At 53.6% G+C, this 25672-nt stretch carries 29 protein-coding genes; 4 read left to right on the top strand and 25 right to left on the bottom strand.

Annotated elements, in window-relative coordinates; all coding sequences use genetic code 11:
- Positions 1-3: 3 nt before the first annotated feature.
- From MHH78_RS13340 to MHH78_RS13275, 14 genes are all read right to left on the bottom strand, one after another.
- Positions 4-237, bottom strand: a complete 234-nt coding sequence (locus MHH78_RS13340; protein WP_036698387.1) for a DUF2273 domain-containing protein — start codon at positions 235-237, stop codon at positions 4-6.
- Positions 238-252: 15 nt separating this feature from the next.
- The gene (gene amaP / locus MHH78_RS13335) at positions 253-792 is read right to left on the bottom strand and encodes an alkaline shock response membrane anchor protein AmaP (protein ID WP_341167684.1); all 540 of its coding nucleotides are present in this window, start codon (positions 790-792) and stop codon (positions 253-255) included.
- A 72-nt stretch (positions 793-864) separates the two neighbouring features.
- On the bottom strand, positions 865-1281 hold the full coding sequence (locus MHH78_RS13330) for an Asp23/Gls24 family envelope stress response protein (protein ID WP_036698392.1): 417 nt from the start codon (positions 1279-1281) through the stop codon (positions 865-867).
- 118 nt (positions 1282-1399) lie between these two features.
- Entirely contained in the window at positions 1400-2743 is a 1344-nt protein-coding gene (gene accC / locus MHH78_RS13325) for an acetyl-CoA carboxylase biotin carboxylase subunit (protein WP_036698394.1), read from the bottom strand.
- 56 nt (positions 2744-2799) lie between these two features.
- Entirely contained in the window at positions 2800-3309 is a 510-nt protein-coding gene (gene accB / locus MHH78_RS13320) for an acetyl-CoA carboxylase biotin carboxyl carrier protein (protein WP_036698397.1), read from the bottom strand.
- 277 nt (positions 3310-3586) lie between these two features.
- Positions 3587-4507 (bottom strand): SpoIIIAH-like family protein, encoded by a 921-nt coding sequence (locus tag MHH78_RS13315; RefSeq protein ID WP_076079901.1) that lies wholly within the window; start codon positions 4505-4507, stop codon positions 3587-3589.
- A gap of 109 nt (positions 4508-4616) precedes the next feature.
- The gene (gene spoIIIAG, locus MHH78_RS13310; RefSeq protein WP_036731930.1) at positions 4617-5255 is read right to left on the bottom strand and encodes a stage III sporulation protein AG; all 639 of its coding nucleotides are present in this window, start codon (positions 5253-5255) and stop codon (positions 4617-4619) included.
- A 17-nt stretch (positions 5256-5272) separates the two neighbouring features.
- Positions 5273-6073: a stage III sporulation protein AF gene (spoIIIAF, locus tag MHH78_RS13305; protein ID WP_341167683.1), complete on the bottom strand. Its 801-nt coding sequence runs from the start codon at positions 6071-6073 to the stop codon at positions 5273-5275.
- 24 nt (positions 6074-6097) lie between these two features.
- Positions 6098-7411, bottom strand: a complete 1314-nt coding sequence (gene spoIIIAE, locus MHH78_RS13300) for a stage III sporulation protein AE (protein ID WP_341167682.1) — start codon at positions 7409-7411, stop codon at positions 6098-6100.
- 47 nt (positions 7412-7458) lie between these two features.
- Positions 7459-7848, bottom strand: a complete 390-nt coding sequence (spoIIIAD, locus tag MHH78_RS13295) for a stage III sporulation protein AD (RefSeq protein ID WP_036698407.1) — start codon at positions 7846-7848, stop codon at positions 7459-7461.
- Between the two features lie 9 nt (positions 7849-7857).
- Positions 7858-8061: a stage III sporulation protein AC gene (gene spoIIIAC, locus MHH78_RS13290; protein ID WP_020426549.1), complete on the bottom strand. Its 204-nt coding sequence runs from the start codon at positions 8059-8061 to the stop codon at positions 7858-7860.
- A 13-nt stretch (positions 8062-8074) separates the two neighbouring features.
- Positions 8075-8593, bottom strand: coding sequence for a stage III sporulation protein SpoIIIAB (gene spoIIIAB, locus MHH78_RS13285; RefSeq protein ID WP_339249529.1), 519 nt, complete (start codon positions 8591-8593; stop codon positions 8075-8077).
- On the bottom strand, positions 8586-9593 hold the full coding sequence (gene spoIIIAA / locus MHH78_RS13280) for a stage III sporulation protein AA (protein WP_339249531.1): 1008 nt from the start codon (positions 9591-9593) through the stop codon (positions 8586-8588). Before spoIIIAA ends, spoIIIAB begins: the two co-directional genes overlap by 8 nt.
- Before the next feature lie 82 nt (positions 9594-9675).
- Complete coding sequence (locus tag MHH78_RS13275; protein WP_425355101.1) at positions 9676-9939, bottom strand: YqhV family protein; 264 nt, start codon at positions 9937-9939, stop codon at positions 9676-9678.
- 245 nt (positions 9940-10184) lie between these two features.
- Here MHH78_RS13275 and MHH78_RS13270 point away from each other — a divergent pair, with 245 nt between their 5' ends.
- Positions 10185-11051: a YitT family protein gene (locus MHH78_RS13270; protein WP_341167681.1), complete on the top strand. Its 867-nt coding sequence runs from the start codon at positions 10185-10187 to the stop codon at positions 11049-11051.
- Positions 11052-11164: 113 nt separating this feature from the next.
- On the opposite strand, the gene MHH78_RS13265 is transcribed toward MHH78_RS13270, so the two are convergent.
- The 4 genes from MHH78_RS13265 to MHH78_RS13250 form a co-directional block, all read right to left on the bottom strand.
- Positions 11165-12418 carry an aspartate kinase gene (locus MHH78_RS13265; RefSeq protein ID WP_036731918.1) on the bottom strand — a complete coding sequence of 418 codons (1254 nt, stop codon included), beginning with the start codon at positions 12416-12418 and terminating at the stop codon, positions 11165-11167.
- 720 nt (positions 12419-13138) lie between these two features.
- Complete coding sequence (gene efp, locus MHH78_RS13260) at positions 13139-13696, bottom strand: elongation factor P (RefSeq protein WP_036731916.1); 558 nt, start codon at positions 13694-13696, stop codon at positions 13139-13141.
- A 45-nt stretch (positions 13697-13741) separates the two neighbouring features.
- Positions 13742-14812, bottom strand: a complete 1071-nt coding sequence (locus tag MHH78_RS13255) for a M24 family metallopeptidase (RefSeq protein WP_036731914.1) — start codon at positions 14810-14812, stop codon at positions 13742-13744.
- Between the two features lie 76 nt (positions 14813-14888).
- Complete coding sequence (locus tag MHH78_RS13250; protein WP_076079906.1) at positions 14889-15380, bottom strand: YqhR family membrane protein; 492 nt, start codon at positions 15378-15380, stop codon at positions 14889-14891.
- Positions 15381-15586: 206 nt separating this feature from the next.
- Between MHH78_RS13250 and MHH78_RS13245 the strand changes: the two genes are divergently transcribed.
- Both MHH78_RS13245 and MHH78_RS13240 read left to right on the top strand, forming a co-directional pair.
- Positions 15587-16534, top strand: coding sequence for a DUF1385 domain-containing protein (locus MHH78_RS13245; protein WP_445253495.1), 948 nt, complete (start codon positions 15587-15589; stop codon positions 16532-16534).
- 7 nt (positions 16535-16541) lie between these two features.
- Entirely contained in the window at positions 16542-16880 is a 339-nt protein-coding gene (locus tag MHH78_RS13240) for a hypothetical protein (protein ID WP_036731908.1), read from the top strand.
- Positions 16881-16986: 106 nt separating this feature from the next.
- On the opposite strand, the gene MHH78_RS13235 is transcribed toward MHH78_RS13240, so the two are convergent.
- The 3 genes from MHH78_RS13235 to mntR all read right to left on the bottom strand — a co-directional run bounded on the left by MHH78_RS13235 (position 16987) and on the right by mntR (position 20312).
- Positions 16987-17967 (bottom strand): patatin-like phospholipase family protein, encoded by a 981-nt coding sequence (locus MHH78_RS13235; RefSeq protein ID WP_341167680.1) that lies wholly within the window; start codon positions 17965-17967, stop codon positions 16987-16989.
- Positions 17968-18031: 64 nt separating this feature from the next.
- The gene (locus MHH78_RS13230) at positions 18032-19711 is read right to left on the bottom strand and encodes a family 10 glycosylhydrolase (RefSeq protein ID WP_341167679.1); all 1680 of its coding nucleotides are present in this window, start codon (positions 19709-19711) and stop codon (positions 18032-18034) included.
- Between the two features lie 175 nt (positions 19712-19886).
- The gene (mntR, locus tag MHH78_RS13225; RefSeq protein ID WP_036698430.1) at positions 19887-20312 is read right to left on the bottom strand and encodes a transcriptional regulator MntR; all 426 of its coding nucleotides are present in this window, start codon (positions 20310-20312) and stop codon (positions 19887-19889) included.
- A 193-nt stretch (positions 20313-20505) separates the two neighbouring features.
- Between mntR and splB the strand changes: the two genes are divergently transcribed.
- The gene (gene splB, locus MHH78_RS13220; RefSeq protein WP_339249545.1) at positions 20506-21582 is read left to right on the top strand and encodes a spore photoproduct lyase; all 1077 of its coding nucleotides are present in this window, start codon (positions 20506-20508) and stop codon (positions 21580-21582) included.
- A gap of 8 nt (positions 21583-21590) precedes the next feature.
- Here splB and MHH78_RS13215 read toward each other — a convergent pair whose 3' ends face one another.
- The 4 genes from MHH78_RS13215 to MHH78_RS13200 all read right to left on the bottom strand — a co-directional run bounded on the left by MHH78_RS13215 (position 21591) and on the right by MHH78_RS13200 (position 25581).
- Positions 21591-22322, bottom strand: coding sequence for a cytochrome c biogenesis CcdA family protein (locus MHH78_RS13215; RefSeq protein ID WP_445667833.1), 732 nt, complete (start codon positions 22320-22322; stop codon positions 21591-21593).
- 90 nt (positions 22323-22412) lie between these two features.
- Entirely contained in the window at positions 22413-23216 is an 804-nt protein-coding gene (locus MHH78_RS13210) for a metal ABC transporter permease (protein ID WP_036731899.1), read from the bottom strand.
- Between the two features lie 598 nt (positions 23217-23814).
- Positions 23815-24564 carry a metal ABC transporter ATP-binding protein gene (locus MHH78_RS13205; RefSeq protein ID WP_341167678.1) on the bottom strand — a complete coding sequence of 250 codons (750 nt, stop codon included), beginning with the start codon at positions 24562-24564 and terminating at the stop codon, positions 23815-23817.
- A gap of 33 nt (positions 24565-24597) precedes the next feature.
- Positions 24598-25581 carry a metal ABC transporter solute-binding protein, Zn/Mn family gene (locus MHH78_RS13200; protein WP_341167677.1) on the bottom strand — a complete coding sequence of 328 codons (984 nt, stop codon included), beginning with the start codon at positions 25579-25581 and terminating at the stop codon, positions 24598-24600.
- Positions 25582-25672: the final 91 nt, after the last annotated feature.

Here is a 25672-nt window from a genome sequence, read left to right as displayed (position 1 = left end):
GGTTCATTTGAAGGGACGCCAGCGTCCGGACAGCCGCTCTGCGATCTCCTGCCATTGAAACAGGGGACCCTGCGCGGTATCCTTTCGTTTGCCGAACGTATATCCGATGAACACTACCAGTGCAAAGAACAGCATATCCCAAAAACCGCTAATCAGATAAATCAATCCGAGAAAGACACCGAAGGCAACTCCGGTAATTCTACCCCCGTGACTTTCCCATACTTCTCTCCAGGACATAAGGGAAACTCACCTCTATTCCACTCGACTTTTGAAGCTTGGTGCCTGTGTGAGGTTAGCAATGTATACAGACACATCTGCAACCGGAATTCCGGTTGTCTCCTGTACGAAATCATGTACCTGGCGCTGTACATCCGTAGTAAGCAGCGGCAGTGAATGCTCACCGTCGACGACCGCCCGGATCATAATCTCAAGACCCGCCTGTGAGACACGGATGCGCGATTTCAGGTCGCGGATGCCCTTCACTTTGCCCGCAGCCTTCAGACTCAGGTTCTCAATGGTCTCCATTGAGATCTGAATATCTCCATACTCTGTACGCTGATCCACAGACGGCAGGGAAGCACGGTCGCGGCGCAGGGAGATGTATAAGAAGCGGATGCTCAGCAGGAACAGAATGACCGCCACCGAGATCGCAGCGATATAGACCGCCGGTCCGTCCGAAATCTCATACTTGTCCGGAATGACACCGCTTAAGAGGAGGATGGCAGTTACAGATAGTATTCCAATGCTTAAGCTGTACAGGAACAGCAGAAGCCTGTCCAGAATTTTGGCCACGAGTCTCACAACCTCCTTAAATTAAGGTAAACCCTCGACGCACTGTCGGGGGTTTATGGAAGAACTGAACCCTTACTTCACGCGGATAACCGCATCCGTGTCCTCGCTCTTGTCAATGCTTGTATTGCTTTTGAACTGCACATCATGGATATGCACGTTCACTTCCACAACGGTCAGACCGGTCATGGTTTCGATGGAACGCTTAACATTGCGCTGAATTTCAGCAGCCACTTCCGGAAGACGGTAGCCGTATTCGATAATTACGGACACATCCACCGCAGCCTCGCGCTGTCCAACCTCAACCTTAACCCCTTTGGACAGGTTCTTGCGTCCGAGAAGCTCCACGATTCCGCCGGCGAAACCGCCGCTCATTCCGGCCACACCTTTCACCTCAACGGTTGCCAAACCGGCGATAACCTCGATCACCTCTGGAGCGATCTGGATTTCACCGATTTCCGTACGTTCAAATTCTGTCGGCAATGTACTCATTTGGACTTCACACCTTTCCAGCAAAAAAGTTGTAGGGGCACTTCAAGCGGGCAGTACGCCTCTTATTAAACATACTATATCATTTGACGAACTTTATGACAAACCATGAGAAGCCGTCCTAAACTTCATACTCCTCAAGGAACTTGATATCGAAGTTCCCGTCCAAAAACACCGGATGCTCCAGCAGTCTCTGGTGGAATGAAATGGTGGTATGTATGCCCTCCACCGCAAATTCAGCCAGTGCACGCTTCATCTTGGCTACAGCCTCTTCCCGGGTCGGTGCCCAGACGATCAGCTTGGCAATCATGGAGTCATAAAAAGGTGAAATGGTATAGCCCGGATACGCCGCGCTGTCGACCCGCACCCCAAATCCGCCCGGTGGCAGATAGAAGCCGATTTTGCCCGGAGACGGCATGAAATTACGCTCAGGATCCTCGGCATTGATGCGGCATTCAATCGACCAGCCGTTGATCACAATATCCTCCTGGGTGAAGGAGAGGGGATTACCTTCCGCTACTGAGATCATTTCCTTAATGAGATCGACGCCGGTGACCATCTCCGTTACCGGATGCTCCACCTGAATCCGTGTATTCATCTCCATGAAATAGAAATGTCCGTCAGGACCCAGCAGGAATTCCAGGGTACCTGCCCCCGAGTAATTAACTGCCAGTGCAGCCCGTACCGCCGCTTGGCCCATCGCATCGCGGACCTCCGGGGTAAGTACGGCGCAAGGCGCTTCTTCGATCAACTTCTGGCGGCGGCGCTGCACAGAGCAGTCACGCTCGCCCAAGTGGACGACGTTGCCGTGATTATCGGCGATGATCTGAATCTCCACATGCTTCATGCCGGTCAGGAATTTCTCCAGATAGACTCCGGCGTTGCCGAAATTCTTCTGCGCTTCCTGCTGGGCAGCTGTAATCTGCTTCACCAGTGACTCTTCATCCTCGGCGATGCGGATGCCCTTGCCTCCGCCGCCTGCCGTAGCTTTGACGATAAGCGGGTACCCGATATCACGGCCGAGCATCACGGCTTCCTCTAAGTCACCGACAATCCCGTCCGAGCCCGGTATAATCGGAACTCCGGCCAGCTTCATCGTTTCTTTGGCAACAGCCTTGTCGCCCATCCGGGTAATCGCATCCGGAGACGGGCCGATGAAAGTAATGTTACAGGATTCACAGATCTCGGCGAAATCCGCGTTCTCGGCCAGGAAGCCATAGCCGGGGTGAATAGCATCGCATTCCGTCAGCGTGGCAACGCTCATAATATTAGTAAAGTTCAAATAGCTGTCCTTGGCGGGCATCGGTCCGATACAGTACGCCTCATCCGCAAGACGTACATGCAGGGAATCGCGGTCCGGCTCCGAATAGACAGCCACGGTGGCAATACCCAGCTCGCGGCAGGCCCGGATAATGCGGACCGCAATCTCGCCGCGGTTGGCAATCAACACTTTTTGAATGTTCATGCGTTTCCTCCCAAAGTTTAGCGAAGCTTGCAAGCTCCTCTTCATTCTCGCGGCAATTATTCCGCTCTCACCAGAAACAGCGGCTGACCGTATTCCACCAGTTGGCCGTTCTCAACCAGGACAGAGACAATCTCGCCCTTCACTTCGGCTTCCAGCTCATTCATCAGCTTCATCGCTTCAATGATGCAGACCGTAGATTTCTCATTCACCCGGTCTCCGACATTAACAAAGGAAGGCGTCTCCGGTGAAGCGGCACTATAGAAGGTCCCAACCATCGGCGAGACGATTTTATGTAATGCGCCTTCAGCGGAGGTTGCGGGCTGCTGCGCCGCAGCAGGAACTTCACTAACAGCCTGAGGGGCAATAATCTGCGGACTTTGCGGCTGCGGGGCTGGCGTAAAGGGGTAGGTATAAGGAGCCGCCTGAATTACTGTTCCTTCAGCTTCAGAGCGATCCGGTTTACGGATAGCCAGCTTCATACCTTCGCTTTCAATCTCCAGCTCGTGCACGGAGGAAGTCTGGTCCAGCAATTGAATCAATTCCTTAATCTCGCTTAACTTGAACATTGGGTAGTTCACTCCTTCAGCTTTCTCTCGAAGCCATTTTGGGACGCTGGCTGAGCAGGGTACGATATCCGTTCTGACAAGCATACCCGTAACGCGGGTATGCTCTGTAATTCTCTTGAATCGCTACCTTGTGTAACCGCTGCCTGCGTAATCTTCTTTTTCTATACATCGATAACTTTATGTATTATATCACAAACGCTAGAAATGGAAAGAGCCTGGGACGCGCCCGGGCTCTTTCGGCATTTTATTCTATTTTCCCTGGTTTTATTCAGCTGGCTTACTGCTCCGAGACGTATTGGACCTTAATCTTGTCCTGGGTAACGCTCAGTTCCTTCATTACAAAATCCACGATGCCGACCGCCTGCTTCACATCCAGCTTATCGCTAAGCACCACGATCGTGTAGGCGTCACCGGCTTCTTCTTTCACAATGGCCTCACCGTATTTTTGTTGAAGCTTCTCTTCAATCCCGGTAATCTTGGACTCTTTCTCTTCCAGCTTGCTGAGCTGCTCCTGGGCTGCTGCATTCTCAGCCGGTGTCTTATCCATATCGTTAATCAGCGCCAGCAGATCATTGTGATCCTTCAGGTTCTTCTGTTCGCGTTCGTACAGGTAGTTCGTGAACAGGCTGCTCGCCGATACGCTTTGCGAAGCCACTTCATCCAGAATCGCCTCGTCGTCCTTCGCCGGAGTCTTGTCTACAGCGGCTGACGTATCCTTGCTGTCTTTGCTGTCCTTGGTATCCTTGGTGTCCTTATTTTCCTTGGTATCCTTGCTGCCAGCTGTATCCTTACCTTTATCAGCTGTAGTAGTGGCCGCCTTGTCCGTTGCAGCAGTTGTATCCTTGGCAGTGTTACTGCTGTCAGCAACCACACTGCTGTCATCTATCACGGCCGGAGTCGTGCTGTCATCCGTTGCCACTGTCGATGCTGCTTCATCCTTGGTGGTCTTGCTGCTGTCATCCACGGTTCCTACTGCAATTCCTTTGTCCGTGCTGACCTCTTTGATGACAAGTCCGCTGTCCAGCGTAGTCGCGGTTCCGCCGCCCGTTCCGTCTTTTATAGTATCCACCTGGATACTGCCTGCGGTTTCTTTGGGGATGGGAGCCCCCGTATCTTCCGTGAACAGATAATATGCAGAGAGCACTACCATCAAACTGAGCATAGAAACCAGCCAAATCGTTTGTCTTTTGCCCTTCATTGTTTATACCTCCTATAATTTTGTTGCCAGCCCTCTTGTCGTCTCTGAGTCGTGTGCATCGTACAAGCCTCTTCTGTTAAAGCATATGCCGGGGTTGCCGGAGACATGCCTATTCCTGCTTGCGCGGGACAACAGAAATCCGGTAGACCGGTACGTTAAGCCCTTTTTCAACCGCCTGCTCAATCAGACTGCGCACGACCTTGTTCTCTGCCCCTTTGGCGACCACCAGAACTCCCCGTACCTGAGGCTTCACCCGCTTGGTGATGATCGGAGCCTCGTTCCCTGACTGGCTGTAAGTGACGATCTGGCCGTCCCTGGTGTACTGTGTGGTATGGCGTTTACCGCCGCTGGCATCTGTTTCTTCACTTTGCTGCTGCGAGTCGTTCATATTGCGCTGCACGATAATCTCCTCTGTGGAATCTACGGTGACCATGATATCCACAGTACCGACCCCTACGATCTTCTCCAGAATCTCCTTCGTGCGGTTCTCCATCGCCAGTTCGATGCTGTCAAAAGAATTCGCGCTCCCGGTCTCCTGCTGCAGGACTGTCTGCGAGGTCCCGCTGTCCGGCGGTTCACGCCCTGTGTTCTCGTTGTCCAGCTTCTTCACATTCACGAAGGAGTTGAACAGCATAATTGCAACACCCAGCAGGCCGATAATGATTAGCCAGCGGAAGGTGTGGCTGCGCTTCGGGCTGCCGTTGCCGCCTCCGGCCCACTGCTCCAGCTTTTTCAGCCAATTGCCCATTGATTTCCCTCCTTCAATTATGATTTCACGGTACCGCCCCCGCTGCTTTGCACCTTGATCAGAGCGGGGTCCAGGTTCCAGTTCTTCTCCAGCAGCTGGATAATTGTTCCGGCTTCTTCCGCCAGGGTCTCCTGCACTCCCTCAGTGCCGCTCCCGGAAGAGGAGGACGCCGGAGCCGAACCACCTGAGGATGACGCTTCCTGCGCTTCACCATCTCCCCCGCTGCCTTCCAGGCTGACCTGGACCGGCTCCACAGGGTTAATCTGTATCGGCCCGACTGACGGGAGGGATGATGCGCCCCCACCCTGGACAGCGCCTCCAGAGGCGCTCTGCTCCGGCGGAAGCGCTACTGTGACCGAGGAGATCAGCGGCACCTCCTCGCCGAGCGGCGCATTTGGATTCGGGCCCATGGCCAGGGCCACCGTAACCTTCACCCCGCCGAGCCCGGTGCTCCCGGCAATCTGGTCGCGCATCTGGCCGGCGATTTCCTCGGCAGCCAGCTTCAGGCTCTGGTCGCGGGCTCCGGCAGCCAGCATCCGCCCGTCCGCCAGAATCTTGTCCAGCGAATCCGGTGCGCCCTCCGCTCTGTTCAGCAGCCCCCCGCTTCTCTCCTGCTGCTGCATCGCCACGGTCAGCTCCTTGCTGGCATCCCCCTTCAGCAGAGAGATTATCGGGCTTAGCATTGTCAGCAGAACCAGCAGGCTGAGCACCAGTCTGGCGTAGCGTTCCATGGATTTGCTGGGCAGCAGCATCTCCACGAATGCAGCCATCAGCACGACGAGAATCAGCTCATGGAGCCAACTGCTGAGCCAGGACATGGCGCACCTCCTTGTCATTTCGTTCTAGCGCATCATCACGGTGACATTGCCCGCAGTCAGCATAATGGTTACCGCCAGGAAGAACATTAGCGAGACAGCGGCCAGCGCCGCGAAGACATAAATCATGCTTTTGCCGATCGTCTGCAGGCAGGTCACGATCGGTGTCTCGCCCAGCGGCTGCATGACAGCGGCGGCCAGATTGTAGATCAGGGCGAGGATCAGAATTTTGATTGCCGGGAACGCGCACAGGAAGAGGATAATGATCACTCCCGACAGCCCGATGGCGTTCTTCACCAGCAGCGAGGCCGAGATAACCGTGTCCGTGGCATCCGCGAACATTTTACCGATCACCGGCACGAAATTCCCTGTAATATATTTGGCCGCGCGTATGGTCACTCCGTCTGTAACCGAGCTGGTAATCCCCCGGACGGAGATCACGCCGAGAAACACCGTCAGCAGCACCCCGAGCAACCCGGCCCCGATATTACGCAGCAGATTCGCCAGATGGGTCAGCTTATATTTCTCTGACATGGCGCTCACCAGATGCAGCACCGCCGAGAAGAACAGCAGCGGGAAGACCAGCGTATGAATCAGCGTGCCTACGGTATGGATCATGAATACGATCAGCGGATGGGTCACCGACACCGTGACGATATTGCCCATTGAGGCCAGCAGCGCGAACAGCAGCGGAATCATAGCCATCATGAAGTCGATCATCCGGTCGATGGCATCCTTGGCATAGCCGATAGCGACATTGAAGCTGTTAACAGCTATGACCAGCACCACCATGTAGCAGAGCATATAAGCGATCTTGCTGACGGATTTCCGTTCAAAAGCGGTCTGCAGCGTCTCCAGAATCATACTCAGCACACTGATCATCACAATCGTGACCAGCAGCTTGCCGTTGTAGAGCACCTCATGCCACATGAAGTTCATCAGGCCGGACAATACGCTTTTGAAGCTTAAGCCCTTATCTCCCGGCAGCAGCATATCCATCAAGGAAGGTGTCCGTCCCTCCGGGAAAAATCCACCGTAATCCTTCATCAGCTGGTCCCAGTAAGACTCGACTTTGTCTTTTGGCAGATGCTCCACCTGCCCTTTCACCCACTGGTCAACAGGAGACGTAGGGCCTCCGCTGCCGCCTGTAGCCGGAGTTGAAGGAACAGGGGACCCGCTTGCGGTACTTGCCACACTTCCCGCGCTTGCAGCATTCGCAAAACTTGCCGCACTTGCCGTGCTTCCACACAGCAGAAGCAGCTGGAGCACCAGCAGCAGGGCTGGCAGAAGCAGGAGCGCCTTTCCCCCTTTTGGCGGCCGAAAAATACTATGCTCCTGCATTCCCCTCACCTCCGCTCTACTCCAACTTGTCCGGCATGTCCGCTGTATCAGGCAGGCAGCAGCTTCATGACCGTTTCAATAATAATGCTGATAATCGGAACAGCCAGCACCATGATCAGCACCTTGCCGGCCAGCTCAATCTTGGAAGCAATCGATTCCTGTCCGGCATCCCTCACGATCTGCGCCCCGAATTCCGCAATATAGGAGATGCCGATGATTTTGAACACCGTTTTGATGTGGATCATTTCCATCCCGGAGGACTCCGCCACCCGCTCCAGCGTACCTAGAATCGTTCCGATCTTGCCGATCAGGAACAGGAAAATCAGGATGCCGGCCGCCGTGGTCAGCAGGAAGGCGAATACCGGCTTTTGTTCCTTCAGGACGAGGATAAGGACCGTTGCCAAGATGCCGATTCCCACAATCTGAATGATTTCCATAACCCCAGCCTATTGAAAAAGAAAAATCGTTTTGATTTCCTGCAGCAGCCCATCCAGCATCCGGATGACCATAAACAGGACGATGATAAAGCCGACAATCGTTACCCAGTGGGCGATATCCTCTTTGCCCATCTGCTTAAGCACCGTATGGATCATGGCGATAATGATGCCGATGCCGGCAATCTGAAAGATCGCGTTGACTTCAATATTCATTCCTGGCACCTCGCTAAAAGATCAAAATGACGATCAATGCTCCAAGCAGCAGACCCAGGCTTTTACTCACCTTCTCATACTTGCCCTGATCTTCTCTGGCCGCTGTCTCCTCCTGCTTCAATTGCTGTAAAGCCAGTGCAATATGCGTGCTCTGATTCGGCCGGTCACTGGTTCCGAGCGTGCAGCTTAGCTGCCGGATGATCTCCTTCTCTGTGCCCCGCAGCGATGCGCTGCTCCAGTGGGCTTCCATCGCCCGCCGGATGGCCTCTTCCGCACTGTAGTTATGCGGCGGGTTCATCTCCTCCGCCGCCGTAAGGAAGAAGGCCCGCAGCGGCTCCTTCGTCTGCATTCCAATCCGGCGCAGCGCCTCCGGCAGCGGCGTGTAGCCGTACTGGATCTCGGTCTCCAGCCGCTGGAGCGCTGCAATCAAGGCCCGGATATGTCTCGGCCGGTCAGCATACTGGGCCGCCCGCTTGAAGCCGGCCAGGGTTCCCGCCAGCACGATCAGTACCGCGCCAAGCAGCTTAAGCATGGCGGTCACCCCCTGACACCGGCTGCTGCTCCGGCGAGACCAGCAGCAGACCCCGCTTCTGGGCGTCCAGAATGCGGAAGGACAAGCCAGAGGCTCCGCGGTGCAGTATCACATACCGCTCGAACATCCGGTGCTCCAGCAGCCCGCCAAGTCCGGGCCGCCGGGCAAGCTCGGACACTTCCTTGCCGTGCGCAGAAGCGACCACCGAGATCCCGGCGTGCAGCGCCTCGGTCACCGCCTCTGCATCCTCCATGCGGCCGATTTCATCGGCGATCAGCACATCGGGCGACAGGGAGCGGATCATCATCATCATGCCCTCCGCCTTGGGGCAGCCGTCCAGAATGTCCGTACGCGGCCCGACATCGAAGGCCGGAATTCCCCGGCGGCTGCCTGCGATCTCAGAGCGTTCGTCGACGATGCCGACCTTCAGCCCTGGCCGGCTGCCTTCCCGGCCGCCGCTTGTACCTGCCGACAGCTGCCTGGCCAGATCGCGCAGCAACGTGGTCTTGCCATGCTGCGGCGGGGACAGAATCAGCGTATGCATCACACGCTGCCGCCCCCGGTCCAGCAGATACGGCAGTACGCCGTCGGCGATGCCGTGCACCTCACGGGCAATCCGCACGTTGAAGCCGGTAATATCACGCAGATGCTCCACGCCGCCCCCGCTCAGCACCGTCCGGCCGCAGAGACCGATCCGGTGTCCGCCCGGAATCGTGATGAAGCCCTTGCGCAGCTCCTCTTCCATCGTATAGAGGGAATGATTGCTGATGAGGTCCAGCAGCCGGTGCGTATCCTCCCGGTCCGGCCGGTAAGCCTCGCCGGGAAGCTGGGTCAGGGTGCCGCCGGCACCGATGAAATGATACTTGCCGGAATAGTTGATCTCCAGCGGCCGTCCCTCACGGACGCGAATCTCCTCCACCTTGTCCAGGAGCGCAGCGGGGAGGCCACCGAGCAGCGCTCTTACTTTTTCGGGAAACAACAGAAGCCAGTCATTTGCCATACCAGGTACCCCCAAGCTGTCCTCTACTAAATAGCTTTATTTCATATTTATGCTTGTACTTATGCTTTATGCCTATCATCTATCATTTCTTGAGAATCCCGAATAAGAGAATAGCCACCCCGCAGCCAATCCAGCCGAGCTTCCCCCAGGACAGCTGCTCTGCCATCCCTGTAAGGCCCACAGCCGTGGTCAGAATGAGAATCGTAGGGCCGACAAGCGCCAGTCCCGAATTGACAGCCAGTGCCTTATCCACCTGATTCAGCTTCAGCATAATCAAAGCCGCCGCAATCTCTACACTGCCAGACAGCAGCCGCAGGGCCGACATCCAGCTTACATACTTGTCCAAATATCCCAACTCCCTTTTCCAAATCTATGGGCCCGCCCGCCATTTTCACTGCAAATCAAACAAGCTGTTATCCATGGATATGCGGAAGGGGGCGACTTTAGACAAGAAGAAATGGGGATACTAGCACAGATTTCAGGAGGTGTGAAAGATATCATAGTGCCGCTCTCCATAAAAAAATATCATCGGTATGATAAATTTAATTTTGCCGTATCCAAAGATAACCAGCAAAGAAGGGGATCACAGTCATGCAAGTTCGTAATTTCGTAGTACCGCTTGTATCAGGAACGATAGGCAGACAGGTAAAAGAGGTAGCGATTATTGTATTTTCAGCCTTTCTGGTAGCAGCCGGGCTCCGCCTGTTCCTGATTCCGCACCAACTCCTAAGCGGCGGTGTAGCCGGGACAGCTTCCATCATCGGGTATTTGACCCATCCAAAGTATATTTCGTTGTATTATTTCGCCATCAATCTCCCGATCCTGATCTGGGGCTTCGTCGCCGTGGGCAAAAAGTACATCTGCTATAGCATGCTGTCTGTACTCTCCACCACCTGGTTCCTGAACGTGATCCCTGTGGTGAAGCTTACCAAGGACCCGATTCTGGCCAGTATCTTCGGCGGGGTGATTATTGCGGGAGGGGTTGGCTTCTCTCTGCGGGCGGGAGGATCTTCCGGGGGCTTCGACATTCTCGGCTCCATCATTACCCGCAAGCGGGATATTCCCATGGGCACCGTGCTGTTCGTCATGGACGGTCTGGTGATCTTAAGTCTCGGCTTCTTCAAAAGCTGGGATTCCGCGCTGTACGCGATGCTCTGTATCTTCGTCAAAAGCCGGGTGGTGGACATGATCCACATCCGCCATATCAAGCTGACCTGCTTCATCGTCACGAAGGAGCGCGAGAAAATGCTGAACCGGCTGACCAGTCTGCCGCACGGCATCACGGTTGTGAACGCCGAGGGCGGATACAGTCACGAAGGCAATACGATGCTGATGACCGTAACCACCCGCTATGAGCTGGCAGATCTGCGCAAGACGATTCTGGAGACCGATCCGAAATCCTTCGTTAACGTGCTGGAGACCGTGGAGATTATGGGCAGGTTCCGGCGGCTGAGCTAGCGAGTGCATCCTGCAGGCCATTCCTATCCTTATGTATGATACACAAAAGAGTGCTGTTCTCCGCTTTTGCGGGGAACAGCACTCTTTTGTAATTACGATACCTTCCGGCAGGCTTAGCGGCGGTCCTGTGGACCTCCAACGAAGGCTTGCTCTTGTGTATCCAGGTTATAGGCGGTATGCAGCGCCTGGATGATTTGCTGCAGGTTGCCGGATTCAATCACACAGGATACCTTGATCTCGGAAGTGCTCACCATCTTGATGCTCACGCCTTCATTCGAGATCACCTCGAACATTTTGGCGGCAACCCCCGGGTGGCTGACCATCCCGGCGCCGACAATCGACACCTTGACCAGACTGTCCTCGGAAGTCACTTCACGGTAAGGCAATACGCTGTGCAGCCCTTCGATGACCTCTTTGGCCTTCACAAGATCTCCAAGCGCTACAGTGAAGGAGAAGTCAGCCGTCTTGTTCTGCACTCCGCTCTGCACGATAATATCGACATCCACACCTTCATCGGCCAGCTTGCCGAATACCTGGGCGAGTACCCCCGGCACATCTGGAACTCCCAGAATACTGATCCGGGCCACATTTTTATCATAGGCAATTCCGCTAACTACTACACCTTGCTCCATGCTTGCTTCCTCCTTCACCACAGTACCTTCATTATGGTTAAAGCTTGATCTTACGACCAGCTTCACTTGATATCGTTTGGCATATTCCACGGCACGCGGATGCAGCACGGCTGCCCCGAGATTCGCCAGCTCCAGCATCTCGTCATAGGAGATTTCCTTCAGCTTGCGCGCCGTCTTCACAATCCGCGGGTCAGTAGAGTAGATTCCGTCTACATCGGTATAAATCTCGCAGACATCCGCCTTGATGGCTGCAGCCAGCGCAACCGCTGTCGTATCTGAGCCTCCGCGGCCCAGCGTAGTGATCTCGCCATCCAGCGTCATGCCCTGGAAGCCGGCTACAATCACAATCTGCTCCCGCTCCAGCGACTCCAGCACCCGGCGCGGAACAATCTCACTGATCCGTGCCCGGCCGTGGGTCTCATCGGTGCGGAACCCGGCCTGCCAGCCTGTATAGGATACGGCATTCCGGCCGATTCCGTGAAGCGCAATCGACAGAAGCGCAACGGAGATCTGCTCCCCGGTAGTCATCAGCATATCCATCTCGCGTGCGGGGGGCTGACCGTTCAGCTGATTCGCCTGATCGATCAGATCATCTGTGGTATCTCCCATAGCAGAGACCACCACAACGCAGCGATGTCCTTCATCCTGCTTGGCTGCGATCCGCCCGGCAACCCGCTTCATACGTTCAATGTCGCCGACGGAGCTGCCCCCGAATTTCATGACATAAAGTGACAAAGTTCCATTCACTCCCTATTTCGCTCTAAAGTAGCTTAAATTTTGGTTAATGCTTTAACACAGTATAATACGAAAATCATAACATGCGTTAATGGTTTCACAAAATAAAGTGCCCATTTTTGATGAACCCGGCCATAACCCCGAACCCTCACAGCCGGAATCAGGGGCACTAATGCTCCTCATTCGCTCATATAGCCCGCTTTGGGCCAATTCAGGGGCACTAATACCCCTCATTCGCTCATCCAGCCCGCTTTGGGCCAATTCAGGGGCACTAATGCTCCTCATTCGCTCGTCCAGCCCGCTTTGGCCCAATTCTGGTGCACTAGTGCACCTCATTCGCTCGTCCAGCCTGCTCCGGCCCAATTCAGGGGCACTAGTGCACCTCATTACTCCCTTCACTCCACATTCTGCCCCACCTGAGACGTCCGCCAGAGGGATTTATCCCTTTGTTTCCCTATATGCCGTACGCTTTCTGCAAATCTGAGGGATTTATCCCTTTGATTTACCCTTCCTCTCCACTTTTAGCTTAATCTGAGGGATTTATCCCTTTAATCCCTCCGTTCAGCTAACATTCCACTATATCAGAGGGATTTATCCCTTTCATCATTTTCATCCCTCTTCCCTTCACTTCTTCCCTCTCCCCCAGCCTGACACAGCAAAAAGACCTCCGCCGCATCAAGCGGGGAGGCCCTCAAGTTACATCTGAAATCCAAAAAGGCTCTACGCGCGGGAGATATATTTACCTTCGCGGGTATCGACCAGAAGAACATCTCCTTCATTGATGAACAGCGGTACCTGGACCGTATGACCGGTCTCCAGAACAGCGGCTTTGGTTGCGCCTTGAGCCGTGTTGCCCTTCACGCCCGGTTCGGTCTCGGTAACCTTCAGCTCTACGCTGGTCGGCAGGTTGATCCCGAGGATTTCGCCCTGGTAGCTGACGATATTCACGGTCATGTTCTCTCTGAGGAAGTTAAGCTCCCATTCAAGCTGTTTGGCTGTCAATTCGAACTGGTCATAAGTCTCGTTGTCCATGAACACATGCTCAGAGCCGCTTGCATACAGGTACTGTACGCCACGGTTCTCGATGATGGCGCGGCCAATGGTTTCACCGGCACGGAACGTGCGCTCAACCGTATTGCCGTTACGCAGGTTCTTCAGCTTGGAGCGGACGAAGGCTGCGCCTTTACCCGGCTTCACGTGCTGGAAATCTAGGACGGTGAAGATGTCCCCTTCTACTTCTACGGTCAGGCCTGTCTTAAAATCGTTAACTGAAATCACAAAAAATCCCTCCTGGAATCCATAAATGAACTGAATGATAGTGTCTTACAGTACCAAATAATCCTTCGATGAATGTGTCAGCAGCGTGATGCCGCTCTCGGTAATGACAATATCATCTTCAATCCGTACGCCGCCAAGACCCGAGAGATAGATTCCCGGCTCCACGGTGACAACCATCCCCGGCTGGATGACTTCATCCGCCAGCTTGGACAAGCGCGGCCATTCATGTACTTCCATCCCGAGACCATGGCCTGTGCTGTGGCCGAAGTATTCACCATACCCGTAGCGGGTGATGATATCTCGGGCCAGGGCATCACATTCACGGCCGGTCATGCCGGGCTTGATATGCGCCAGCGTATGAAGCTGCGCTTCAAGCACAATATCGTAGATCTCCTTCAGCTTAGGGTCCGGTGATCCCAGAGCAATCGTGCGGGTCACATCGGAGCAGTAACCGTCCAGGAGCGCGCCGAAATCGAAGGTGACGAATTCGTTGTTCCCGATAACCTTGCTGCTCGCTACACCATGCGGCATAGCTGAACGCTCACCGGAAGCGACGATTGTATCGAACGAAGACGAAGTTGCACCATGCGTACGCATGTAGAATTCCATTTCCAGATCGACATCGCGTTCCGTCATGCCCGGCTTGATCACATTCAGGATATGACTGAAGGTGGCGTCTGCCAGATCGGCAGCCCGCTGCATCACAGCCAGCTCTTCCTCATCCTTGAACATGCGCAGGTTCTCAACAGCCTTCGATACCGGTACCATGGCTGCCGGGGCAAGAGCCTCCGCATAAGCGGTGTACGCACTGAAGGTCACATCATCCTGCTCGAAGCCGACACGGACTTGTCCGCCCTTCGGCAGCAGTTCCCGCACGGTGTCAATGAATTTCGAGTCATGCTGTACCACCTTGAGGCCATTCACCTGTTCCGAGGCCTGTGTCATATACCGGAAGTCCGTCAGCAGATAACTGTCATCACCGGTAACCAGTACGTACCCGGAGGAGCCGGTGAACCCACTCAAATAGCGGCGGTTATATCCGCTGGTAATTAACATCGCATCCAGTCCCAGTTCCTGCAGAACCTTACGCAGCTTGGAGACGCGCTTGTTGCCCATTTTCATTCTCCTCTCGAAATAGCCACATTGTATTTTACCATAGCGGCAGGCCAACTGAGAAGTTTTTTCGAAGGGCCTAGGCTAGCTTCGTCTGCTGTTCGCGTTTGCGTTCATCCGTATACTCGATGGCCGCCGTATATCCGATGAATAATCCCCAGAGCAGGAAGAGACAGAATTCGCTGATCACCGTGTCCCACGGCAGCTTGAACGGCGGCTGGAGCAGGAATAAGCGCGAGCAAGCCAGGAACAGGACCGACCACCACAGCACCCCGTACAGCATCCCCGGCCAGGGCCCGTTAAGCTTCCGGAACACCAGCACATAGATTAGGGATGAGAGTACCGACAGAATGATAAAAAATAAATATCCGAGCAAATACCCGGCAGGCGTCACCAAAAACTCATGCTTAAAAAAAGGCTCCGCCAAAAATCCCGGAATGACCTTAGTGAAGTGCAGAACATACATCAGCCAGTGCAACCCTCCCCAGATTAAACCGGCGAAATAACCCAGTTCAATGGAGAAATAAAAAGGATTCGTCTGGACGCTTTTGTGCTTGCTTGAAGAACTCATAGAGCTCCCTCTCTTTCGGTATGGGGTTAATCCGGTTTCCACTCCGCTCTCTACAGCTAGTATGTACAGCTAAAGGCAATCCAACTAGTAATGTGTTTAAAAATTAGTTACAATGTATTATATAAATCATATCAATATACGGGAAGGTGAATTGGTTGTCCCAGGAAACTCCCAGTTACGGCGGCCAAGCCGTCATCGAAGGCGTCATGTTCGGCGGCAAGCATGTCAACGTAACAGCCGTAAGACGAAAGAATCAGGAGATTACATTTTTGGAGGTGCCGAAGAGCGATAAGAGCTGGGTCCTTAAACTGCGCAAGATTCCGCTGCTTCGCGGCATTGTCAGTATTATAGATTCCAGCGCCAAAGGCTCGAAGCATCTGAACTATTCGGCAGAATCCTATGCCGAGGATGAGACGGAGCCGGAAGAGCTTGCCAAGCAGCAGGCGAAGAACAAGAAGAAGGACGAAGGCTGGAGCCTCGGAATGATCTTCGGCGTAGCTATAATGGGGATTCTGTCTTTCCTGTTCGGTAAGCTGATTTTCACGCTGGTCCCGGTATTCGTAGAAGATTTTTTGTTCAAAAATGTATTTGACAACTATATTCTGCACAACCTTGTGGAAGGCGGCATCAAGCTGATTCTCCTGCTCGTCTATCTCTGGGCGATCTCGCAGACGCCAGTGATCAAGCGGCTCTTCCAATATCACGGAGCTGAGCACAAGGTCATCAGCGCCTTTGAAGCCGGTGAAGAGCTGACCGTAGCGAACGTACAGAAATACAGCCGTCTGCATTACCGCTGCGGAAGCAGCTTCATGATGCTGACGATTATCCTCGGTGTAATTATCTACTCGGTCGTCCCGTGGAATTCCCTGATGGAACGGGTGCTTCAGCGTATCGTTCTTTTACCGGTAGTCATCGGAATCTCGTTCGAGGTACTGAAGGGCACGAATGCGGTAAGAGATATTCCCGGCCTTAAGTATCTGGGATACCCGGGCCTGTGGCTGCAGCTGTTGACTACCAAGGAACCTAAGGACGATATGGTAGAGGTGTCGATCGCTTCCTTCAACCGGATGCGGGAGCTGGACGCTGCAATTGAAGCAAAGGGATATTCGGAGGCAAGTGTGTCAGGCGGCATTTTGGATCCTGCGAAAGGATGATTAGCCAATGATCAGACATGCTTTGATATTTTGGATTACGACAGCTCTTGCCGTATGGGGCCTGATGGTAGATATTATGGCACGCGGCCTGATGGCCCTGTCCATCTTCATCTTACCCCTGATTCTGCTGGGATTGTTGTATTACGCCTACAAGGTAGCCCCCGGCAGAATGGGAGGCGGACCCGGACGTCCGCGCACTAAGGTTAAGCCTTCGGCCAAGACGATGTCCAAGGTTGCCGGCATCCGCAAGACCACTGGCTCACCGGGCAAGCGCAAAAGCTATCCCTTCCAGGTCATCGAAGGCAGTAAGGGTAAGAATGACGATCAGTTGCCCAAATATCACTGAATACTGAATGTAACGAAGCAGAGCTGCAAAAGGCATCCCCACATGATTTCATCACGTGGGGATGCCTTTTTTCTGGTAAGATAAAAATTTATATGTTGTGGTTTAGTTACCGCCTTGGAGCAGCGGGATGAAGGGTTACCCTCCAGGTATAGGAAGGCGGTGCCGGACGATAGTTAGCGAAGAACTCTTCTCCGGCTGCGATGCCCGCCGTATACAAGGCGTCAGTCTGTGCCTGCGTGATATGAAACTCGGTGGTGGAGATGCCCAGCGTAGGGATTTTGACCGTACGAACGAATTTATCCGTCTCAATATACCGTTCATCATGCGCGGAGAGCATCGTCTCCACCATCGCCTCCAGCATGCTGAACGGCCCCGTAATATGATGCGGCTGTGGAGCCGTCTTCCCGATCAGCTGGTAGCCTATGGTTGGTGTTCTGCGCCCGGGGGACTGGAAGCCGTCCTTCTTCTCATCGAACAGCCAGAGCGGGAAATTACTCAGCACCCCGCCGTCCACCATATAGACCAGCTGCCCGCTGAACGATTTCCCCCGGGCCGCCTCTCCGGCCAGCCGCAGGATCACCGGATCGAAGAAATACGGAATGCTGCAGCTCATCCGCACCGCCTTGGCAACTTCGAAGCTGTCAGGCTCGATCCCGTACAGCACCAGATCATCTGGCAGCACCACAATCCGCCCGTTGGTGATGTCTGACGTAATTACCCGCAGCTTGCCGCGCGGCAGGTCCCGGAATCTTACTACCCCCTTATCCAGCAGCAGGCCGCGAATCCACGCTTCCAGCGCCTGGCCCGAGTACAGCCCCTTCTTGAGCAGCACACGCAAGGCCGGCCCAACGAAGGCGGTGTTGTAGAGCGCTCCCCGCTTCAGGAAGGAGGTGAACGGTGTCCGCCGGATAATCCGGCTCATGGTCTCTCCGCTGTACCCCGCTGCCAGCAGCGAGGCAATGATCGAACCGGAAGAGGTTCCTGCTACCCGCCCGAAGGTACGGCCCGCGCGTTCCGTCGCCTCCACCGCACCTGCCAGGGCAATTCCTTTGACTCCCCCGCCTTCAAATACCGCGTTAATCTCCATACATGGCAAACCCCCGTTCCATAGAATGTATTGTTATCTATGAGCACGGGGGACTATTCATGACTTAACTCTTGAAATAGAAGCTGAGCAGACTGGCTAGCCCGTAAGGGTCACGGACCACAATATCATTCGCCCGGAAAAGGATGCTGCCAGCCACCTCATCGTATTTCTCATTATATTTGAGCTGGTTGATAATCTGATCTCCGCTCTGCCATTCCGCAGTCTGCTTGGTATCCCCTACCTTGTAGGAGGCAAGACCGATATACAGCTTAACCTTCGTTCCTTTAACCTCGTTCACCCACCAGTCCACCAGCTTATCATAACGGGCAGCGCTGAAGGAGAGGCTCCAATAGACCTGCGGGGCAACATAATCGATCCAGCCGCTCTGAATCCAGGTGCGCACATCCGCATACATGTCATCATAGGCTGACACCCCTGCTGTAGTATCTGAGCCGGTGCTGTCCGCTTTTTTGTTGCGCCATACCCCGAACGGGCTGACCCCGTAAGAAACGGACGGCTTCGCTGCATGAATCTCCTGCCCCAGCTGACGGATGAACTGGTTGATATTATCCCGCCGCCAGTTGCCTTTGCTGCTAATCCCTTGTGAATTGAAGGTCTTGAAGGCCGTATCATCGGCAAAAGCTACATTGGACGGATAGAAATAATCATCCAGATGTACCCCGTCGATATCATACCCTCTGACCACCTCCATCACCGTGTCAATAATATGCTGCCGAGCTTCCGGAATTCCCGGGTTTATGTACAGCTTGTTCTCCGCCTTGACGATCCAATCCGGATGAAGCTTGGCTACATGGTTAGGGGCTAGACTGCTGGTAGAAGCGTCTGTCGTAGCCCGGAACGGATTGAACCAGGCGTGCAGCTGCATTCCCCGGCTGTGGGCACTGCTAACCATATAGGCCAGCGGGTCGTAGCCGGGCTCCTTACCCTGAGTCCCGCTAAGCACCTTGGACCAGGGCACGATCTGTGAAGGATAAAGTGCATCTCCAGACGGTCTGACCTGGACGAATACACTATTGAATCCGGCCGCCTTCAGCTTGTCCAGCAGGCTGTCGAACTCCTTCTTCTGCTTGTCGGGATTGCCTGCCGAAGACGTCGAGGGCCAATCCAGATTATACACAGTGGATACCCAGGCGCCCTTCATCGCCTTACTGGTCTTGGCACCAGGAATAGAAGGTACGGTTGGTGACGGTACCGTTGGTATTGGCACAGACGGCGTAGGTGGTACAGTTGGTGTAGGCACTGACGGAACTGACGGCACCGAAGGCGTTGAAGGCCCGCCGATCTCCTTGCCGGAATATAAGGAAATATGCTTCGTCGCCTGATCCCAGAGTACCTGAAGCCCAAGCTGCTCGCTTACAAACCGCAGCGGTACCATGACCCGCCCCTGTGTGATCTGCACAGAAGTATCCAGACGGACAGACGCCCCGTTAACGATGGCACTTGTTTTGCCGCTGGTCAGCTGCAGTATATTATTATCTTTGCTGATGGTTGCTGTCTTACTGGCCTGATCCCATTTCACACCGGCCCCCAGTCCCTGGCTAATCACACCGGCAGGCACCATCGTAACGTTGGTACGTGTAATATACGGCGGCACATCCGGATTCAGCGTCTCCCCATCCAGTTCAATGGTGATTTGCACAGAAGCTGCGCGCACACCCGGCGTCCATACAGGCAGACATAGCATAATCACGAGCAATCCTACGATCCATTTACGGTAATTCATAATTCCTCCCAGGTCTTGAAGTTGTATTAGACAAAAAAATAGCCCTCTCGTCCTTGGGTCAGGGAGAAGGCCGTTCTTTTGTAAACGGAATCCTTCCTTAGTGAAAAAGGAACGGTATCCGTTTTGACGTAAAAAAACTGGAAAGGTTGCGCTAATCAAACAAAAAAAGCCACGTTTATGAATCGCTGGCTATCTCATGGTGAATATCGTACAAGGTCTGCACACGCGCTTCATCCCGGCGGAAATACTCCACCAGCGTTTCGATCCGGGTGATGGAATCCCAGCTCAAGTGATGCTCAATGCCTTCAACATCCTTATAAATATGCTCTTGCTGTACCCCAATAATCCCGAGGAACTCCTCCAGCAGCTGATGGCGGTCCACAAGACGTTTCCCCACTTTTTTTCCTTTGCTTGTTAGGACAAGCCCACGATATTTCTCATAGATGAGATATTCGTCCTTATCCAGTTTTTGGATCATCTTGGTCACAGAGGAGGGATGGACTTCCAGCCCCTCGGCAATATCCGAGACCCGCGCATAACCCTTCTCGTCGATGAGCTTATATATGCGCTCCAAATAATCCTCCATGCTGGGTGTTGGCATTCTAGCTTACCTCTTTTCTATAATGAGCGTAACGGTGGGACCGGGCCTTGCTCTAACAATGATACATGCTTCTGCCGCTCCTTGGCAAGTCCTGCCGGTCATCCGCTTCCCCGCTTAGTGATGTTTACCATGATTCCATTCGCCTGCGGATTGGCACAATAACGGTATCCTCATCCCGAAGGAGCGTGAAATAATGACCTTAATCACACCCGAACGCCCTCCTGCCAAAAGACAGCGCAAGCCCACCGGACTGTTCATCCCGGAGCTGGTTTTCTTCGAGCCCGATGCGCTCAATTATCCCAAAGGGGAGCGGATCATGGAATGGGTCAAGTCCCGGAATATTCCTTACCGCATGACGACCTCGCATAACCGGATTACCAATCTGCCGGGCGAGACAGAAGTCGAGCAATACAAAATCGCCAAACGGACGCTTGTGGTCGGCTTGCGTAAAACGCTCACTTTTGACCAGTCGAAGCCGTCTGCCGATTATGCGATTCCGATTGCCACCGGGTGCATGGGCCACTGCCATTATTGTTACCTGCAGACTACGCTTGGAGCGAAGCCCTACATCCGCGTCTATGTCAATACCGGGGATATCATCGATGCAGCCAAAAAATACATCGTCGAACGTTCGCCCGAAATTACGACCTTTGAAGCGGCGTGTACCTCCGATCCGCTCGGCCTTGAGCATATTACCGGCTCGCTGACGGAACTGATCGAATTCATGGCGGAGGAGCCGCTCGGGCGGCTGCGCTTCGTGACCAAATACCAGCATGTCGAGCCGCTGCTTAAGCTGAAGCATAACGGCCATACCCGTGTACGCTTCAGCGTGAACGCCGACTATGTGATCAAAAACTTCGAGCCGGCCACCTCACGATTCGAGGAACGCATTGAGGCTGCCGGACAGATCGCCCGTGCCGGGTATCCGCTGGGCTTCATCATTGCCCCTATTATCTGGCATGACGGCTGGGAAGACGGCTACAGCGAGCTATTGGAGAAGCTGGCGCATGCCCTGCCGCCGGGGATTGGCCAAGGGCTGACCTTCGAGATGATCCAGCACCGCTTCACCAAGACGGCCAAGACCGTCATCGAGAAGCGTTATCCCAAGTCGAAGCTGGAGATGGACATCGAGAAGCGCAAGAAGAAATGGGGCAAATGGGGACAGAATAAATATGTCTACCCGGACGAACAGCAAACCGCCCTGCGCGAATTCATCACAGAGCGGATTTTTGAACATTTTCCGGAAGCGGCTATTGATTATTTCACTTAAGTCCCTAATTAGAAAATCAGCCAGCGCGGCGTGATGCCCTGCAGCCAAATCGTAATGCGGAACATCTGGTCGGTGAACAGCAGGATGCCCATGAATACCATCAGACCGCCGCCCAGCTTCATCAGCAGGTTGGAGTATTTCAGGATCTTGCGCGCCCCGCCCAGGAAAAAGGCCAGTCCGAAGAACGGCAGTGCAAAGCCGATACTGTACGCCGTAATCATCGTAAACCACGTTCCCGGATCACTGGCTGACAACGCGATAATGGCTGTTAGAATCGGTCCGATACACGGTGACCAGCCTGCCGAGAACCCGATGCCGAAGATGAAGGAGCCCAGGTACCCGGCAGGCTTCCATCTCAGCTCCAGCTTGCGTTCCCGGAGCAGGAACTGCGGCTGGAAGACGCCCAGCAGGAAGAGCCCCATGACAATAATAAGGATCGCCGATAATTGACGGATCAGATCCCGCTGGCCGTTGAAGAATTCACCGAACAAGCCGGCTCCAAAGCCAAGCGTATAGAACACTGCCGAGAAGCCCAGAATGAACGCCAGTGTATGCGAGAGGGTCCGGAGACGGACCTCTTTGCTGTTGCTGCCGCTCTTCAGCTCCTGCACCGATAAGCCGGTAATATAAGATAGATAAGAAGGATAGAGCGGCAGGCAGCAAGGCGATATGAATGACGCCACTCCGGCGGCAAAAGCGATTCCTGCATTCAGGTTGGACACGGGCGCATCTCCTTCCATAGTCGGGGTCACTCGGGTCACTTCATGTAGCAGCAGTACAGATACAGTTATGTAGTTGGTGCTGAGGGCGGCCGGTTATCCTCCTGTTTGTTAGGCTGGCAGCCCTTTTTTGCCGATGAGGGTTAGGGTCAATAGTGCAATTAACAACAGAACAATCGTTGCTCCAGGAGCCAGATTCCATACTCCAGCAATGACCAGTCCGCCAATCACGGCAATCTCGGCAATCGCCACGGACAGAATAACCGAAGACTTGAAGCTCCGTGACAGCAGCAGACTAATGGCCACAGGAATGGTCAACAGTGCAGAGACCAGCAACGAGCCGACAATCTTGATCGCCGTACTGATTACCAGAGCCGTTAACACCGTAATCAGCATATTGAGCAGCTTCACCGGAAGTCCGCTGACACTGGCCGCGTCCTCCTCGAAGCTGAGCAGGAAGAATTCCTTGAAGAATAAGGTTACGACGACCACAACGGCAATCGTTACGATGCCCACCACGATAAGATCAGTAGTATTGAGCGTATAGATGCTGCCGAACAGATAGCTCATTACATCTGCATTATACCCTTTGCCCAGGGTGAAAAAAAGGGAGGCCAGCGCTACACCGCCCGACATGATGATGGCAATGGACAGCTCGGCGTAGCTTTTGTAGGCTTTGCGCAGCTTCTCAATAGCAAATGAGGCCACAACCGCAAAGACCAGTCCCGCCCCGAGCGGATAAAAACCCGTCAGAAAGCCCAGCGCTACCCCGGCAATCGTAACATGCGCCAGCGTATCTCCGATCATAGACAGACGCCGCAGCACCAGAAAAACGCCGATCAGCGGCGCCGTAATGCCAATCATCAGCCCGCCGGCCAGCGCCCGCTGGAAAAAATCACTATACAGGATTTCCAAGATGATGTTCTCCTACCTTTCAAATGTGAAACCTTTCAATGGAAAAGCTTTTAGCCATCCCTCCCAAACCCTCCCTTCGGGAAGGGAGGGCCCCAAGGGCTCTGCCCTCTGGACACCCGTGAAGTGCAATTGGCGTGGGAGGAGGGGTTGTCGCAGCTTAGGGACGTTGGTGAAAAGAGCGCTTTGCCTCCCTGCGGGATACGCTTCACAGCAGGCGGGATCTACATACGTCACAAGACTAAGATCAGTAGATTAAGATCAGTAGATTAAGGTCAAAAGATTAAGGGATCGTCCTATGTTGTACAATGGACAATCCAAGTGATAGACCGTCCTATATTGTACAATGGACGACCTGAGAAATGATAAACTGAACGCTGCTGCAAATCTATTGCACTATGTACAATAGAATTCTAACTTTTAAGCCAAAAATTAATTTCTGTTGTATTTTGTACATTAGAAATTTGAAAAACAGCATAGAAAAGGGCCATTCTCAAAAATCTAATGTATAAACTACAATAGAACCGGAAATTAAGCACTACAGTGAGCAATCTAATGTACAAAATGCAATTGATGCACTAATTCGACCTGCTCGACGTATTCAAGACAAGGTGTGCTGCAAATTATCGACGGCGCAGTCCTGCACATCATGCGAGTGGCGGCAGTAGAAGTTGATTTTACCGTTCTTCTGGACGGGCTCGCTGCCCAGGTAATTCTTCATCATGTCGATATCATGCGAGACCATCAGGAAGGTCATATAGTGATGGGCATGCATGTGCATGATCAGCTCGAAGAATCCGGCCTGGGTCTCGGCGTCAATGCCGACGGTAGGCTCATCCAGAATCAGCAGATCCGGGTGGTTGATCAGCGCACGGGCCAGGAAGACACGCTGCTGCTGGCCGCCGGACAGCTGGCCGACTCTTTTCTCGGCAATATCCTGAATCCGCATGACTTCAAGCGCATCCTCACATTGCCGGTGCTGGGCCTTGGATACGCGGCGGATCAGATTCTTGTTGTTGTACAGGCCGGACAATACGACCTCACGGACGGTTGCCGGGAACAGCGGGTTGAACGCATTCTTCTGCGGCACATAGCCGATCCGCTCCCAGTCCTTGAACCTCCGCACCGGCTGGCCGAATAATTTGATTTCCCCGCTGGTGGCAGGCAGAAGGCCGACGATCATCTTAAGCAGTGTCGTCTTTCCCGCACCGTTAGAGCCGAGGATACCAAGGAAATCACGTTCTTTTACCGTATAATTCAGATTCGAGATCACCTTCTGTTCCCCGTAGGAGAAGGACAAATCCTGTATTTCGATCATATGCTGATGGCAGTCCAGGGATACCGGTTGCATGTGAAGTACCGCCTTTCACTTATACTTTCCTTATTATTGTAAGGCCAGAATGAGATTTTGCAAATTTTTCTCCATTAAGGTGAAATAATTGTCCCCGTTCTTCTGCTGGGCCTCGGTCAGCCCTTCTACCGGATTCAGCACCATCGTGGATACACCGGTCTCACTTGCCAGTGTCTTAGCCAGCTTATCAGATACAAGCTCCTCGAAGAAAATATAACGGATGCCCTCTGCCTTAACCAGCGCCGCCAGCTTCACCAGATCCTGCCCGCGCGGCTCAGCATCCGGCGACAGCCCCATTATGGCATGCTGCGACAGTCCATAATCACGCGCCAGATACGAGAATGCCTGATGAGATACGACAATCTCCTTGTTAGGCAGCTTGCCCAGCTCTTCGGTGAACTTCAGATCCAGCGCGCTCAGGCGGTCCGCCAGCTTCTGGTAGCGCTCCTCATAGCCTTCAGTATGCGCAGGATCAACGGATTGAAGACTATCCTTGATATTCTTGGCCATTACAAGCGCCGACTTCGGGCTTACCCAGGTATGCGGGTCCGTGTGCAGGCTGTCGCCATGCCCGTCTGCTTCAGCCTCTTCACCTTCCTGCTCATGGCCGTGATCATGCCCATCGTCTTCATCCGTTGTAATCAGCTTCACCCCTTGGCTAACCTCTACAGCCTTAGTCTTACTGTCACGGTCAAGGCTCTTGAGGAAATTAGGTACCCAGCCCTCCAGACCAGCTCCATTATAGAGGAACAGCTGCGCCTTGGAGGTACTTATGATATCCTGGCTGCGCGGGGTCCAGTCATGCGGCTCTACCCCTACAGGAAGCAGGTTGATAACATTGGCATCTTCGCCGCCGATTTCGGCAGTGAATTCATATATTGGATAAAAAGTAGTTATAACGTTCACTTTTCCTTCCACAATGCTTCCGTTGCTCTTCGGTCCGCATGCGGCCAGTGACAGCGTAAGCAACAGGACAGTGGCGAGCAGCAGCCCTTTTTGCAAGCTTTTTGTAACCATTTCTCTATCGACCCCTTAAATCGTAAAATTTACTATCAGAATTATAATAGTAATCGTTACGATAAGTCAACTCCGATCTACATTTCGTAGT

It is taken from the genome of Paenibacillus sp. FSL H3-0333 (assembly GCF_038002805.1).
GTDB classification, from domain to species: domain Bacteria; phylum Bacillota; class Bacilli; order Paenibacillales; family Paenibacillaceae; genus Paenibacillus_AQ; species Paenibacillus_AQ silagei.
Note: the sequence above shows the minus strand (reverse complement) of the source record. Positions and strands in the feature narration are given on the sequence as shown.

Coding starts and splice junctions, on each gene's coding strand:
- MHH78_RS13340 (WP_036698387.1), bottom strand. CDS start 237: ATGTCCTGGAGAGAAGTATGGGAAAGTCACGGGGGTAGAATTACCGGA.
- MHH78_RS13330 (WP_036698392.1), bottom strand. CDS start 1,281: ATGAGTACATTGCCGACAGAATTTGAACGTACGGAAATCGGTGAAATC.
- accC (WP_036698394.1), bottom strand. CDS start 2,743: ATGAACATTCAAAAAGTGTTGATTGCCAACCGCGGCGAGATTGCGGTC.
- accB (WP_036698397.1), bottom strand. CDS start 3,309: ATGTTCAAGTTAAGCGAGATTAAGGAATTGATTCAATTGCTGGACCAG.
- MHH78_RS13315 (WP_076079901.1), bottom strand. CDS start 4,507: ATGAAGGGCAAAAGACAAACGATTTGGCTGGTTTCTATGCTCAGTTTG.
- spoIIIAG (WP_036731930.1), bottom strand. CDS start 5,255: ATGGGCAATTGGCTGAAAAAGCTGGAGCAGTGGGCCGGAGGCGGCAAC.
- spoIIIAF (WP_341167683.1), bottom strand. CDS start 6,073: ATGTCCTGGCTCAGCAGTTGGCTCCATGAGCTGATTCTCGTCGTGCTG.
- spoIIIAE (WP_341167682.1), bottom strand. CDS start 7,411: ATGCAGGAGCATAGTATTTTTCGGCCGCCAAAAGGGGGAAAGGCGCTC.
- spoIIIAD (WP_036698407.1), bottom strand. CDS start 7,848: ATGGAAATCATTCAGATTGTGGGAATCGGCATCTTGGCAACGGTCCTT.
- spoIIIAC (WP_020426549.1), bottom strand. CDS start 8,061: ATGAATATTGAAGTCAACGCGATCTTTCAGATTGCCGGCATCGGCATC.
- spoIIIAB (WP_339249529.1), bottom strand. CDS start 8,593: ATGCTTAAGCTGCTTGGCGCGGTACTGATCGTGCTGGCGGGAACCCTG.
- spoIIIAA (WP_339249531.1), bottom strand. CDS start 9,593: ATGGCAAATGACTGGCTTCTGTTGTTTCCCGAAAAAGTAAGAGCGCTG.
- MHH78_RS13270 (WP_341167681.1), top strand. CDS start 10,185: ATGCAAGTTCGTAATTTCGTAGTACCGCTTGTATCAGGAACGATAGGC.
- MHH78_RS13255 (WP_036731914.1), bottom strand. CDS start 14,812: ATGGGCAACAAGCGCGTCTCCAAGCTGCGTAAGGTTCTGCAGGAACTG.
- MHH78_RS13250 (WP_076079906.1), bottom strand. CDS start 15,380: ATGAGTTCTTCAAGCAAGCACAAAAGCGTCCAGACGAATCCTTTTTAT.
- MHH78_RS13245 (WP_445253495.1), top strand. CDS start 15,587: ATGTTCGGCGGCAAGCATGTCAACGTAACAGCCGTAAGACGAAAGAAT.
- MHH78_RS13240 (WP_036731908.1), top strand. CDS start 16,542: ATGATCAGACATGCTTTGATATTTTGGATTACGACAGCTCTTGCCGTA.
- MHH78_RS13235 (WP_341167680.1), bottom strand. CDS start 17,967: ATGGAGATTAACGCGGTATTTGAAGGCGGGGGAGTCAAAGGAATTGCC.
- MHH78_RS13230 (WP_341167679.1), bottom strand. CDS start 19,711: ATGAATTACCGTAAATGGATCGTAGGATTGCTCGTGATTATGCTATGT.
- mntR (WP_036698430.1), bottom strand. CDS start 20,312: ATGCCAACACCCAGCATGGAGGATTATTTGGAGCGCATATATAAGCTC.
- splB (WP_339249545.1), top strand. CDS start 20,506: ATGACCTTAATCACACCCGAACGCCCTCCTGCCAAAAGACAGCGCAAG.
- MHH78_RS13215 (WP_445667833.1), bottom strand. CDS start 22,322: ATGGAAGGAGATGCGCCCGTGTCCAACCTGAATGCAGGAATCGCTTTT.
- MHH78_RS13205 (WP_341167678.1), bottom strand. CDS start 24,564: ATGCAACCGGTATCCCTGGACTGCCATCAGCATATGATCGAAATACAG.
- MHH78_RS13200 (WP_341167677.1), bottom strand. CDS start 25,581: ATGGTTACAAAAAGCTTGCAAAAAGGGCTGCTGCTCGCCACTGTCCTG.